This is a genomic window from Acinetobacter sp. CAU_H_60, from assembly GCF_058599385.1.
In genome coordinates this window covers 2,231,306-2,243,687 of record NZ_CM178653.1, presented here as the reverse complement: position 1 = coordinate 2,243,687, position 12,382 = coordinate 2,231,306, and the positions used below count along the sequence as shown (strand labels likewise).

Annotated in this window: 12 protein-coding genes, 3 tRNA genes and 1 other RNA gene; 7 read left to right on the top strand and 9 right to left on the bottom strand. The window is 45.7% G+C overall.

Going from position 1 to position 12,382, the window contains the following annotated elements; genetic code table 11:
* Window positions 1-49: 49 nt before the first annotated feature.
* The 6 genes from AC4MBN_RS10510 to AC4MBN_RS10485 all read right to left on the bottom strand — a co-directional run bounded on the left by AC4MBN_RS10510 (window position 50) and on the right by AC4MBN_RS10485 (window position 3,469).
* Window positions 50-124 (bottom strand) — tRNA-Gln (locus AC4MBN_RS10510).
* A gap of 20 nt (window positions 125-144) precedes the next feature.
* Window positions 145-219: transfer RNA gene (locus AC4MBN_RS10505), tRNA-Gln, on the bottom strand.
* A gap of 26 nt (window positions 220-245) precedes the next feature.
* Window positions 246-320, bottom strand: a tRNA-Gln gene (locus tag AC4MBN_RS10500).
* A complete protein-coding gene (gene ispE / locus AC4MBN_RS10495) occupies window positions 319-1,149 on the bottom strand; it encodes a 4-(cytidine 5'-diphospho)-2-C-methyl-D-erythritol kinase (protein ID WP_419365772.1) in 831 nt (276 codons plus the stop codon). Before ispE ends, AC4MBN_RS10500 begins: the two co-directional genes overlap by 2 nt.
* Before the next feature lie 21 nt (window positions 1,150-1,170).
* Window positions 1,171-1,749, bottom strand: a complete 579-nt coding sequence (gene lolB / locus AC4MBN_RS10490) for a lipoprotein insertase outer membrane protein LolB (RefSeq protein ID WP_312331460.1) — start codon at window positions 1,747-1,749, stop codon at window positions 1,171-1,173.
* Between the two features lie 16 nt (window positions 1,750-1,765).
* Window positions 1,766-3,469: a tetratricopeptide repeat protein gene (locus tag AC4MBN_RS10485; protein ID WP_419365771.1), complete on the bottom strand. Its 1,704-nt coding sequence runs from the start codon at window positions 3,467-3,469 to the stop codon at window positions 1,766-1,768.
* A 78-nt stretch (window positions 3,470-3,547) separates the two neighbouring features.
* On the opposite strand from AC4MBN_RS10485, the gene hemA reads away from it, so the two are divergent.
* Window positions 3,548-4,831, top strand: coding sequence for a glutamyl-tRNA reductase (gene hemA / locus AC4MBN_RS10480; protein WP_419374773.1), 1,284 nt, complete (start codon window positions 3,548-3,550; stop codon window positions 4,829-4,831).
* Window positions 4,832-4,901: 70 nt separating this feature from the next.
* Here hemA and AC4MBN_RS10475 read toward each other — a convergent pair whose 3' ends face one another.
* Together AC4MBN_RS10475 and AC4MBN_RS10470 are read right to left on the bottom strand one after the other, a co-directional pair.
* Entirely contained in the window at window positions 4,902-6,806 is a 1,905-nt protein-coding gene (locus AC4MBN_RS10475; RefSeq protein ID WP_419374774.1) for a DNA primase, read from the bottom strand.
* 196 nt (window positions 6,807-7,002) lie between these two features.
* Window positions 7,003-7,995 carry an outer membrane protein assembly factor BamD gene (locus AC4MBN_RS10470; protein WP_419365768.1) on the bottom strand — a complete coding sequence of 331 codons (993 nt, stop codon included), beginning with the start codon at window positions 7,993-7,995 and terminating at the stop codon, window positions 7,003-7,005.
* A gap of 71 nt (window positions 7,996-8,066) precedes the next feature.
* Between AC4MBN_RS10470 and rluD the strand changes: the two genes are divergently transcribed.
* The 3 genes from rluD to AC4MBN_RS10455 are packed head-to-tail and all read left to right on the top strand — an operon-like array spanning window position 8,067 to window position 10,499.
* A complete protein-coding gene (rluD, locus tag AC4MBN_RS10465) occupies window positions 8,067-9,119 on the top strand; it encodes a 23S rRNA pseudouridine(1911/1915/1917) synthase RluD (protein ID WP_419374775.1) in 1,053 nt (350 codons plus the stop codon).
* A gap of 38 nt (window positions 9,120-9,157) precedes the next feature.
* Window positions 9,158-9,898, top strand: a complete 741-nt coding sequence (gene pgeF / locus AC4MBN_RS10460; protein WP_419374776.1) for a peptidoglycan editing factor PgeF — start codon at window positions 9,158-9,160, stop codon at window positions 9,896-9,898.
* 40 nt (window positions 9,899-9,938) lie between these two features.
* Window positions 9,939-10,499: a flavodoxin family protein gene (locus AC4MBN_RS10455; RefSeq protein ID WP_005236845.1), complete on the top strand. Its 561-nt coding sequence runs from the start codon at window positions 9,939-9,941 to the stop codon at window positions 10,497-10,499.
* A 51-nt stretch (window positions 10,500-10,550) separates the two neighbouring features.
* On the opposite strand, the gene smpB is transcribed toward AC4MBN_RS10455, so the two are convergent.
* Complete coding sequence (smpB, locus tag AC4MBN_RS10450; protein ID WP_004784822.1) at window positions 10,551-11,027, bottom strand: SsrA-binding protein SmpB; 477 nt, start codon at window positions 11,025-11,027, stop codon at window positions 10,551-10,553.
* A gap of 138 nt (window positions 11,028-11,165) precedes the next feature.
* On the opposite strand from smpB, the gene coaD reads away from it, so the two are divergent.
* From coaD to rnpB, 3 genes are all read left to right on the top strand, one after another.
* A complete protein-coding gene (gene coaD / locus AC4MBN_RS10445; RefSeq protein ID WP_004784820.1) occupies window positions 11,166-11,657 on the top strand; it encodes a pantetheine-phosphate adenylyltransferase in 492 nt (163 codons plus the stop codon).
* Between the two features lies 1 nt (window position 11,658).
* Entirely contained in the window at window positions 11,659-11,922 is a 264-nt protein-coding gene (locus AC4MBN_RS10440) for a YfhL family 4Fe-4S dicluster ferredoxin (RefSeq protein WP_034581081.1), read from the top strand.
* 26 nt (window positions 11,923-11,948) lie between these two features.
* Window positions 11,949-12,326, top strand: an RNA gene (rnpB, locus tag AC4MBN_RS10435) — RNase P RNA component class A.
* The last annotated feature ends 56 nt before the right edge of the window (window positions 12,327-12,382 follow it).

Genomic DNA, 12,382 nt, shown 5'->3' with positions numbered 1-12,382 from the left:
TAAATTAACAGTCTTACAGCAAATGATGTTCTGTCTTTTTTCGAGAAAATGGCAGGGGCGGCTGGATTCGAACCAACGGATGCCGAGATCAAAACCCGGTGCCTTACCACTTGGCGACGCCCCTAGATTTGATGAACTGTAAGATGGCAGGGGTAGCTGGATTCGAACCAACGGATGCCGAGATCAAAACCCGGTGCCTTACCACTTGGCGATACCCCTAATACAGTACATCTACAGGTGAATAATGGCAGGGGTAGCTGGATTCGAACCAACGGATGCCGAGATCAAAACCCGGTGCCTTACCACTTGGCGATACCCCTATTGAACCTTGAAATGACGTAATGGCGATTCTTGCAGACTGTTCACCAGGTAAGCTTTACATGGTGCATTCTCAAGAATGTCGGTCACATTCATATCATCAGTTACCTCGATAAAAACACAAGCACCTGTACCTGTAAGCTTTGCAACACCGAACTGGTCGAGATATTGCATTGCCTCATCGACTTCTGGATATAGGCTTCTTGCCACTGGCTCAAAGTTATTTCCGAAATCAGATGGCTTTATCTGATAGGCGCAAAATTTAGAGCTCTTCGTGTCTCTTGTCAACGTTTTTTGTGAAAAAAGCTGTTGAGTGCTGATAAAACAGTCAGGTTTTAACACAATGAACTGTTTTTGATCTAAGTCTATGAATGTTAAGTGTTCACCAATGCCTTCAGCCCAGGCATTGCGACCATGAACAAAAATGGGCACATCCGCGCCCAGCTTGACACCGAGCTCTGCCAGTTGCTCAGAATTTAAGCCACAATGCCATAACTGGTTCAGCACAATCAGCGTCGTTGCTGCATTGGATGAGCCGCCGCCAAGACCTGCACCCATAGGAATATTTTTCTCTAGTCGAATGATCAGGCCAGAAGGCGTTTTGGCATAAGGCTGCAAAATCTGCGCTGCACGATAGATGAGATTCTGTTCCAGATCGACTGAGGACAAACCTTCAATCTGGATTTGCTGATCATCTGTTTGTTCAAACTCTAGCCAGTCACACAAATCTATCAACTGAAAAATACTTTGCAGCTCGTGATAACCATCCGGACGGCGACCGGTGATATGAAGAAACAAATTCAGTTTTGCAGGTGAGGGAACACGAATCATCATAGGCTTGCATCAGACCAGTTAACGGTTTTGAATCACCATTGTAATACGGTTTTCACCACCATTCTCAAGCGACTGCTTTAAAATCAAGCGGTTTGGAACAGTTGCCTGCTGGTTATAACTGAGGTCTACCGTCCAGCCTTGTTCAATAATCTGGCTGATACGCTGTGAGCTGTCTTTCTGGATCTGGGCAGACTGTGTCGCAGGACGTGCCTGTACCCAATCGACTAAATGACTAATCGGGGCTTGCCAGCCAGTAGCACGTTGCAATAGTTCTTCTGCCGTTGCTGCCTTGATCAGACCGGTTTTGGCACTATTCAAAGTTACCTGGCCAGGAGTACCTGAAATCTGGGTTTTTCCAGCACCTAAGATACCAGTCAGTTCAATATCAAACTCTTCCTGCTGCTGAACCCAGGTAAAAAAGGCACTGCCGCTTTGCTGAGGTGTTCGTACCCCGATTTTACCTTGCAGCTGGAACTGGTTTTCAGCCTGTACCGATGGCGTGACAGGCGCTTTTTGCTGAACCATCTGCTGACAGCCACTCATGAGTAGGGCAGTAGAAGCAAGGAAACAGCAGCCTAAAGTACTTATGTTGCGCATAAAAGAATGGACTCGTTCAGGATTGTGGTGCTAACAATAGCGAATTAAGTTGGTTTAATTCTGGGTCATTTGGATGGTTTTGTTGTAATTGTTGTAACACTTGATGGAATTGTTGTAGATCGCCTTTCATATAAAGTGAACGTGCATAACGGACGCCTATTTTCGCACTTGGATTCAGTTCATAGGCTTTAAGCAGCACCTGGGCAGCCGTAGTAAAATCATTCTGCAGGTAACAGATGTAGCCATAAGTATCCAGAATAGAAGCCTGTTCTGGTGCGTATTCCAGTGCCTGTTCAGCATAGCGCCTTGCTTCATCCAGACGGCGATTTTGACGGGCCAGCGTATAGGCATAAGCATTCAGATAGGTTGGACTATTCGGCTCGATTTTAAGCAGGGTTTTTAACAGCTGATCCAGTTGATCACGATCTTCATGTGGATCTAGCAATAAAACTTGAGCATAGACTAACTCCGGATCATCCGGCAGGTTTATGCTGGCTTCTTCCAGAATTCGGATCGCTGCGTTCTTATTATTCATGCGTTTCAGAATATCCGCCTGAGCCAGATACAGGAAACTGGCATGTTGCGGATAATTGACCCGTTCCTGAGTCAGAAAGCGCAGCGCATCATGCAGTTTATCCTGCTCGGCAAAGATGGCAATGATATTGCGTCGTGAGACCGTATACAGGCTGCCATCCACCAGGCGGTAATACGCCTTGGCGGTTTCATAATGCTGTTTGCGTTCTGCATTGACTGCCAGATAGTAATAGGCTTCATTCTGGTACTGAGCTGAATAACGGAGCTCAACCAGATATTTTTCGGCCCGTTCATATTGCTGCAGGTCAATACTGGTTAAGCCGGCAATAAACAACGCTTCTTCGTGTTGTGGTGATTTTTTCAGGATCGCTTCTAGTTTCTGTAAGGCCTTTTCAGCTTCATTTAGCTTGATCAGGTATTTAACCTCAGCCAGACGTATATCCATGTTGTTACGATATTTACGACTGGCTTTCTCGTACCATTTTAAAGTTTCCGCATCATCACCCAATGCCGCCAACAGATTGGCTTTCATCAAGATATAGCCAGTCGACTTTGGACGTTTTTTTAAGGCGCGGTTGATGGTATTGAGAGCCTGTTCTAGCTGACCTTTTTGTGCTTCCAGACCGGCGACCAGCACCAGAATCGAAGGATTGTCTTTGGCTTTGCTAGTACTTAGAGCCTGAATTAAATATTCACGGTCATCCGGCTCATCTGGGGCAATCCCGGCCAGAATTTCTTCCAGATCGGCGTTATCATCAATTTTCAGGATCTTTTCCAGCGTTTCTGCCGCCAGTTCGTACTCATGGGCTTTTAAGGCAATATGTGCCAGATAGAATAATGCCGGAACATCTTGCGGTTCTTGGACGACCCAATGGGTAGAAATATCCAGCGCTGCATTCAGGTCTTCATGTTCGAGGGCGATATTGAGTGCGCGCTGTTTAACCGCAGTGGAATTGCTTTTAATGGCCAGCACAGTATAGTTGTGTAAAGCATTTGGAATATCGCGATAGGCGAGTGCAAACTCGGCTATCATACTTTGTTTTATCGCATCATAATTTTGATTTGCATGGTAAACTGCTTCTGCTGCATAAAGATGAGCAGTTGAAGCCATGCTAACCACCAGCAAGAATGTGGTAGAATATTGCTTAATGGTAGGGCCGTTTATACGGCTAGTTGTTAGACGCAATTTTTCTTTATCCAAGTAATGCTTTTTATGACACCGATGTTGCACAATAGCATAAATTTAGTGAAATGATGACCTGATATGTCTTTCTTTGCATTGGGTGTCAACCATCAAACTGCCTCTGTAGAGCTGCGCGAAAAGATTGCTTTTAACCCTGAAAAGTTAAGCATTTTACTTGCCGAGCAAAGCCAGCACCCTGTACTGAATGATATGGTGGTGGTGTCTACATGTAACCGGACCGAAGTTTACGCGATGTCGGACAATGTCGACATGGTGCTGAACTGGCTCGCCCAGACCAATGGTATTGATCCCAAGCAATTGCAGAATCATGTTTATCGCTATGAGAATGCGCAAGCCGTTACTCATCTGATGCGTGTAGCCAGTGGTCTCGACTCCCTAATGCTCGGTGAACCGCAGATTCTGGGACAGGTCAAAACTGCACTCTCTCTTGCTAAAGAATCTAAAACCGTTTCACAAAACCTGAATCGTATCTTTGAATATGCCTTTTATGCGGCCAAGCGTGTGCGCTCGGAAACAGCAGTCGGCAGTCATGCAGTCTCAATGGGTTATGCAGTCGCACAATTAGCATTGCAAGTGTTTAGCCGACCAGAGCAGTTGACTGTGATGATGGTAGCCGCCGGGGAAATGAATAGTCTGGTGGCCAAACATCTGGCAGAAATGGGCGTCGGAAAAATCATTATCTGTAACCGGACTCGTGCTCGTGCAGAGAATCTCGCGCAGGAAATCGCGCATCGTGCAGATGTAGAAATTATTGATTTTGATCAACTGGCAGCAAACCTGCATCGTGCAGATGTGATTTCCAGTTGTACCGGTAGTTTGCATCAAGTCATTCACTATCCGGATGTCAAAGCTGCCTTAAAGAAGCGCCGTTACCAGCAAATGCTGTTGGTCGATCTGGCCGTACCCCGTGATATTGATCCAAAAGTTGAAAAGCTGGATGGAGTTTATCTATACGGCGTGGACGATTTGCAAAGCGTGATCGATGAAAACCTGGCACAGCGTCGTCAGGCAGCGGTCGAAGCGGAAGTAATGGTCAATCAACTGGCAACCGAGTTGATCACCCAGCAGAAGGTGAGCGAAGCGGGTAGTACGATTCATGCTTACCGGGATTATGGGGAAAGCTTGCGTCAGGAAGAACTGGCGACCGCTATGCAACGTATCGCTAAAGGTGAAAGTGCTGAAACAGTATTAGCCGAATTTTCGCATCGTTTGACTCAAAAACTTCTGCATCCGACCTCAATCATGCTGCGTGAAGCTGCCAAAGCTGAAGATCCAAGCTATTTTGAAATGCTACAGAACAGTTTACAGGACGTGGTACAGCATCGCCGTAAGGTTAAACATTAAGATGATCTTGAGTTAATTTCCCGATATTTAAAAGGCGTTTAAAATAAACGCCTTTTTTATTTCTTGGTTTTTAATCTTCGAGTAAGGTCATGGAACGTTTTTTATCAATTTCATAAATTCGCATCTTGAGGTTTTTCATCTCCGCGATGCTACTAAACTTTTTCGATTTTAATTTGTGTTGTAAGCATTGATATTGCAGCTTGATTGAGAAGTCTGCCGCCAGTTTATCTGCCTGCTCAGGAGAAGAGGTGTAATCGCTGACATTGGCATGTTGCAGGATATGCTGTAACTCATGATGATGTGCAGCACAGGCACCAAGCACGTAATAGGTCGATAGTTCCGGATCATCCGGCAATTCATCGAAAATCACATTAAATATATTCAGGATCTTGAACAGCAATTGATCTTCACTGACCAATGCACGTAATGGTTCAAAATGAATATACAGGTAAGGGTGATTCAACAGAATCGCAATGACATACTCTTCGGCATCAATTTTGGTACTAAAGCTTAAAGATGCATCGTTATTGACTTTGGGTTGCCATTTGCGGCTAAAACCGAGTTTTTCCCGAAAGAACTGCTGTAGCAGATAACGGAATGAGCCAGCTTTGGGCAACAATTCGGTTAATTGACGCAGCTCACCCATGACCTGACTTTTACCTTCAGGCGTTGCAATGTCGTGATTCTGGGTAAGATGAGCAAAGACAAAGTCAGAGAGTAGCGGTGCCTGATCCAGCAGACGGCGGAAATTTTCAATGCCTTCACGACGGATCAGGGAGTCTGGGTCATGATCATTCGGTAGGACAAAGAATTTTAACTCACGCCCATCGTTCAGTAAGGGTAGAGCAATTTCCAGAGTACGGCGTGCAGCCTTTTGTCCGGCAGCATCACCATCAAAGGCAATGGTGATTCGGTTATTCTGCTTGAACAGAATATTTAGGTGATCAGTATTACTTGCTGTTCCCAAAGTAGCTACTGCACCATGAATGCCATATTGCTGCAAGGCAATGACATCCATATAGCCTTCCACCATCAGCCAGTCTTGAGCTTTCTGCTTGCGACCTTCATACAGACCATACAATAACTGGTTTTTATGGAAAACTTCTGAATCGGGTGAGTTGATGTATTTCGGTTTGATCTCGTCATTCAGTGCACGACCACCAAAACCGACCACACGGCCTTTACTATCACGAATCGGGAAAATGACACGGTCACGGAGCAGGTCAAAATCCCGACCACTATCGCTAGTACGAATCAGACCTAAAAGTTTGAGACCTTCAATATCCTGCGGGAAGGCTTTTTCCAGATGTTGCCAGTCTTCCGGTGCATAACCGAGTCGCCAGTAGGTAATCGTTTCTGAGGTCAGACCACGCTGTTTAAAATATTGCTGGGCACTTGGACTGTTGGGTAATTGGCGCTCATAAAACTGCGCGATATTTTCCAGCAGGTCGTATAAGTTGCCATCCGCTTGTGCTTCTGCTGCAGGCATTTGCTCAAAAGCGGCAAAAGGATCATCCGTATAAAATTCGGCTTCAGGTACCTGAATTTCAGCAAATGGATCAAAATAAGCAGGTTGTTCTGATACTGGATTTGTAGATGTATCCGCAGTTTTTACTGGTGGCGTAGCAACCGGTTTTGGTTTGGCTTCGCGTTTGTATTTTAAGCGGTTGGAATCTTTATTGTCTTTAGGCAGTTCAATTCCGGTCTGGCTAGACAGGTCTTTCATCACTTCAATGAAATTGCGGCTGCCAATATCCATTAAAAAGCGGATGGCATTGCCGTTGGCCTGACAGCCAAAGCAGTGGAAATACTGCTTGTCACGATAGACGTGAAAAGAAGGAGATTTTTCCTGATGGAAAGGGCAACAACCCGAATAGGTACGGCCAGTTTTTTTTAGTTTCACGTATTGACCAATCACATCGACAATATCGGTGCGATCGAGAATCTGATCAATCGTATGCTGAGGAATGGCCATGGTTTGCTAAGCTTCTCGTGCTGCGTTATTTAGGTGTTAAATCATTGAAAATTAAGAGCAGGATGATTTATCCAACGCTATAAATGAATTAATTGGTATAACCTGTTTGCACAATTTGTTCAAGCATTGCTCAGAAAATGCAAAAGGGCAAGTATGATAACTTGCCCTTTGCAAAAATGCACCTGTAACAGTTGGCTTATTCAGCAGTCGGTTCAGGTAGCTCAGTTTCAGAGGTTTTTGGACGATCGAGTAAACCAAACGTCATGCGATTGGTTAGACTGCGTTTTTCTGCCTGTGGTTCAGCCGACTGGCTAGACGTATCGGTCACGGTTTTGGCTTCTTTACCGAAAATACCCAAAGTCGCACGATTGAAGAAACTGCCTTCACTACGTGCTGCACGCAGGTTCACGGTACCGTCGGCATTTACCAGACCTGGGTAGTTCAGTTTCAGCACTTCGATATATTGCTGTGCTGTCGCTTTGTCGCCCAGCTTGTCATAGCCGTAAGCAACGGTTGCCAGCGCTTCTGGAATCTGTGGCGTTTGTGGATAGTGTTCAATTACCCATAAGCCACGTTCAACAGCAGCCAGATATGCTTTACGCTTGATATTGAAACGGGCCGCATTCATTTCGCTTTCTGCCAGTTCCTGACCGATAAACTTCATACGCTGTGCAGCATCAACCGCATAGGTACTTGATGGATAGCGACGAATGAAATCAACAAAATTCTGGTAAGCGACTTTCAGGTAGCTTACATCACGGTGTGACTGTTTTAGTGAGGTATAACGTAGCAGGCCATTATAGTTCTGCTCCATATTCGCTACGCCACGGACATAGTAAGCATAGTCGACATTTGGATGTTGCGGATTCAGACGGATAAAGCGTTCTGCCAGTGCAACTGCACCTTCATAATCTTTTTGCTGGAATTTGACATATAGCAGTTCCAGTTGCGCCTGCGGTGCATACTGGCTGGTTGGATAATAGGTTTCCAGTGCTTCGAGCTGTTTTGCTGCATCAGTATATTGTTTGCGATCTAGCGCGTTCTGTGCTTTTTGGATATAAACCTGTTCGCTAGATTCTGGACCTTTGTCCACGACTTCTTTTTTTGGATTACTGCTACAGCCTACCATTGCCGATGCAATGCCTAACGTCACAGCAAGCATTGTCATTTTATAATGTGGTAGCGACATAAAAATTCCTCTGTTAATACGGGCAATGAGCTACAATTGCACTATTAAACCACTTTTGTCTGAATGAGCAAATGAGTCAAGCACAATCTTCCAATTCTAATATCCCTGATACTGATTTCAATTTACTTGAAGATTCTGAGGATGCAGATAACCATACTTCAGACGCAACTGCAACACGTTTATCGTTGCAATTTCAATTGGATGAAAGTTATATCGGGCAACGTATCGACCAGATTGCGGCCATGGTCTGGAGCGATTTTTCTCGAGAAAAGCTCAAACAATGGATCAAAGACGGCAATTTATTAGTGAATGGTCAACCAGTTAAGCCAAAATTTAAAAGTGACGGTTTTGAAACCCTGACTTTAAACGTTGAACTGGAGGCACAAACCCGTAGTCTGCCTGAAGATATTCCACTGGATATCGTCTATGAAGATGATGACATCATTGTCATTAACAAACCAGTGGGCATGGTGGTGCATCCGGGTGCAGGCAATATGACTGGTACACTGGTCAATGCTTTGCTGCATCACTATCCGAAATCTTCTGAACTGGCGCGTGCAGGTTTAGTACACCGGATTGATAAAGACACCAGTGGTCTATTGGTTGTTGCTAAAAATCTGGAAGCACAGTTTGCGCTTAGCAAGCAGCTTGAGAAAAAGACCGTCTACCGTGTGTATGACCTGATTGTGTATGGCAACATCATTGCCGGCGGTACCATTGATGAACCGATTAAACGCCATCCGGTTGATCGTGTGAAAATGGCAGTCCTGCCAGGCGGTAAGGAAGCGGTGACGCATTACAATGTGAAAGAGCGCTTCCAGCATTTCACCCGTATTCAGGCACGTCTGGAAACCGGCCGTACGCACCAGATTCGTGTGCATTTTAGTTACCTGGGCTATGGTCTGGTGGGTGATCAGGTCTATATGCCACGTGTGCGTATGCCAGCCGGTGCTTCGCAATTGCTAGATGACACCTTGCGTGGTTTTAAACGTCAGGCATTGCATGCAGCGACTCTAGGCCTGAAACATCCACGTACCAAAGAAGAAATGACCTTTAATGCGTCATGGCCAGAAGACTTTGCCAATCTGGTTGAAGTGCTGCGTAGCGAAAACAAGGCCTATTAATTTTTCATTCTATTAGCAGTCATTAAAAGGGAAGCGACATGCAATTTGTACAAGGTTTGCCTCAAGGCGTTTATGTGGGTCAGACCCGTGTTCATCATGAACAGGTACAGCCATCAGCCCAGCCAGAGCTGGCGGGCTTTAACCTGGCTTTGCATGTCAATGATGATGCTGCACGTGTACAGAAGCATCGCATCCAGCTGTTGAAAGACTTCCAGCCTTTTGGTGTGGACAAAATTACCTGGATGACACAGACGCATAGCACCATTTGTCATACCATCAATGAGCAGATGCCTTTCGAGGCATTGGTCGGCGATGGCCTGGTCACACAGCGCAAGGCCCATGCCCTGATGATGATGACAGCAGACTGCTTGCCGGTGGTGCTGGGTAATGCTGAAGGCACTGAAGTAGCCAATCTGCATGCTGGCTGGCGTGGGCTGGCAGGCGGTATCGTTGAAAATACCATTGCCGCGATGCAGACCCAGCCTACCTGGGCGTGGCTTGGTGCAGCGATCAGCCAGCCTTGTTTTGAAATTGGCGCAGAAGTAAGAGAAGCTTTCTGTTCCAAATATACTGAACTGGACAGTGCATTTCAGGCAGGAGAACAGGCCGGAAAATACTATGCGGATCTGTATGCGATTGCGCGTTACATCTTGCAACAGCAGGGTGTTGAAACTGTTTTGGGTGGCGATCAGTGTTCATATCGTCAGGCGGAAGAATACTTTTCCTATCGCCGTGAAGCCAAAACCGGACGTATGGCAACATTCGTGTTTATGGCATGAAAATGTTAAACTTGATTGAAATTCTTGGTTTTTGATTGTTATGTCCCTATCTTCCCAATCTGTTGCGATTGTTTATCACAGTCCTTATGGACACACGGCTAAAGTGGCAAACTTCATTGCCGAAGGCGCACAAAAAACTGGTGTCCAAGTGCATATGATGAATGTGGAACAGGTGGATTGGGAGGTGCTGGACGCTGCCGATGCGATTGTATTTGGCTGTCCGACCTATATGGGTAGTCTGACTTCTGCCATGAAGTTATTTATGGAGCAGTCGTCCAAGCGCTGGCTGGCACGTAGCTGGCAAGGCAAGCTGGCAGCAGCCTTTACCAATGGTGGTGGCTTAAGTGGGGACAAACTCGCTGTTTTGCAGCAGATCAATCTGTTTGCGATGCAGCATGGCATGTTGTGGTCAGGTCTACCGTTGATGCCGACAGGTCGTTCCACTACAGATCTGAATCGCATGTCGAGCTTTCTGGGCCTTATGACCCAATCTGACAATGCACCTGTTGAAGTGACACCACCGGAAGGGGATTTGCAAACTGCGATCTGGTTTGGGGAATATATTGCCTTGACACTGGCGCGTCTGAATCTAAAAGCCTAATTTGATCCGTAAAAAAACCTCCATCAATTGGAGGTTTTTTTATTGCTGGTATTATTTATGAAAAATACGCGCTTTATCACGTTGCCAGTCACGGTCTTTTTCAGATGCACGTTTGTCGTGTAACTGTTTACCTTTTACCAACGCAATTTCCAGCTTGGCATGCGGGCCTTTCCAGTAACAGGCCAGTGGTACACAGGAATAACCTTTCTGGTTGATCGCGCCCATGAGTTTTTCAATTTCACGGCGTTTCAGTAGCAGTTTACGGGTACGCGTCGCTTCAGGGACAACATGGGTAGATGCACTCAGTAAAGGCTGAATCTGTGCGCCGAACAGGAAAGCCTCACCATTTTTAAAGGTGATATAGCTCTCCACAATACTCATACGACCGGCACGCAGGGATTTTACTTCCCAGCCTTGCAAGGAAAGTCCAGCTTCAAATTTTTCTTCAATAAAATAATCGTGACGGGCACGTTTGTTCAGAGCAATCGTTCCGCCGTTATTTTTTTTAACTACAGTTGCTTTCGCCATAATCAGACACTTCCAAAGTTGTAACTATTGTACCGTAACTTTTATTGAGTTGAAGTGTTTAAATTGATGGAGTTTCTTCACTAAAAAATGAAGATTTTGTTAAAATGGAAACTTACACAATAAACAGAGTACAAATGGATGACTAAAACTCGTGTAATTTATCCGGGAACTTTTGATCCGATCACCAATGGCCATATTGATTTGGTGACCCGCGCAGCAAAGATGTTTGATGAAGTTGTAGTTGCGATTGCAATCGGACATCACAAAAACCCGGTATTTAGTCTGGAAGAACGAGTTGAACTGGCCCAAACGTCATTAAGCCATTTGAACAATGTTGAATTTGTAGGATTTGATGGCCTGCTGGTGAACTTCTTCCGCGAGCAGAATGCGACAGCGGTATTGCGTGGTTTACGTGCAGTGTCCGATTTTGAGTATGAATTCCAGCTGGCCAATATGAACCGTCAACTGGATTCTCATTTTGAAGCGGTGTTTTTAACTCCTTCAGAGCAATATTCTTTTATTTCATCCACATTGGTGCGTGAAATTGCTCGTTTAAGAGGTGATGTGACCAAGTTTGTTCCGCCAAACGTGGTTGAAGCCTTTGAGCGTAAACTTCAACAAGGTTGGTAGAGTGTCTTTATATATCACCGATGAATGTATCAATTGTGATGTCTGTGAACCTGTCTGTCCGAATGAGGCAATTTTCATGGGTGACGTCATCTATGAAATTAACCCGGACTTATGTACAGAGTGCGTCGGACATCACGACAAACCGCAGTGCCAGTTATTCTGTCCTGTGGACTGTATTCCGCTTGATCCGAACCATGCCGAGACGCGTGAGGAGCTTCAGGCCAAGTATGAAAAACTGACTGCTCAAAAAACATCAAGCAATTAGTCGCCAGATTTGGTACTATGCGGCTCGAAGTGAGCCAGACGATCGCTGCTGTGGAGATCTCCGTGATTGAAGCAGGGGAGGAAAGTCCGGGCTTCATAGGGCAAGGTGCCAGGTAACGCCTGGGCGGCGTGAGCCGACGGAAAGTGCAGCAGAGAGTAGACCGCCTTCATTATGGTTTCGAGCAATTGGAATCGGAGGTAAGGGTGAAAGGGTGCGGTAAGAGCGCACCGCATGACTGGTAACAGTTCATGGCATGGTAAACCCCACCGGAAGCAAGACCAAATAGGGATCCTTTAGGCATGGCCCATGCTGGATCCGGGTAGGTCGCTTGAGCGTATGAGTGATTGTACGCCTAGAGGAATGATCGTTCTCGACAGAACCCGGCTTATCGGCTCACTTCACCAAATTTTGATCAATCAGCACAATATGGGCTTGACGTTCTAAACAGAAAAACCCATAA

Coding starts and splice junctions, on each gene's coding strand:
- smpB (WP_004784822.1), bottom strand. CDS start 11,027: ATGGCGAAAGCAACTGTAGTTAAAAAAAATAACGGCGGAACGATTGCT.
- rluD (WP_419374775.1), top strand. CDS start 8,067: ATGAGTCAAGCACAATCTTCCAATTCTAATATCCCTGATACTGATTTC.
- pgeF (WP_419374776.1), top strand. CDS start 9,158: ATGCAATTTGTACAAGGTTTGCCTCAAGGCGTTTATGTGGGTCAGACC.
- AC4MBN_RS10475 (WP_419374774.1), bottom strand. CDS start 6,806: ATGGCCATTCCTCAGCATACGATTGATCAGATTCTCGATCGCACCGAT.
- AC4MBN_RS10455 (WP_005236845.1), top strand. CDS start 9,939: ATGTCCCTATCTTCCCAATCTGTTGCGATTGTTTATCACAGTCCTTAT.
- coaD (WP_004784820.1), top strand. CDS start 11,166: ATGACTAAAACTCGTGTAATTTATCCGGGAACTTTTGATCCGATCACC.
- hemA (WP_419374773.1), top strand. CDS start 3,548: ATGTCTTTCTTTGCATTGGGTGTCAACCATCAAACTGCCTCTGTAGAG.
- AC4MBN_RS10470 (WP_419365768.1), bottom strand. CDS start 7,995: ATGTCGCTACCACATTATAAAATGACAATGCTTGCTGTGACGTTAGGC.
- lolB (WP_312331460.1), bottom strand. CDS start 1,749: ATGCGCAACATAAGTACTTTAGGCTGCTGTTTCCTTGCTTCTACTGCC.
- ispE (WP_419365772.1), bottom strand. CDS start 1,149: ATGATTCGTGTTCCCTCACCTGCAAAACTGAATTTGTTTCTTCATATC.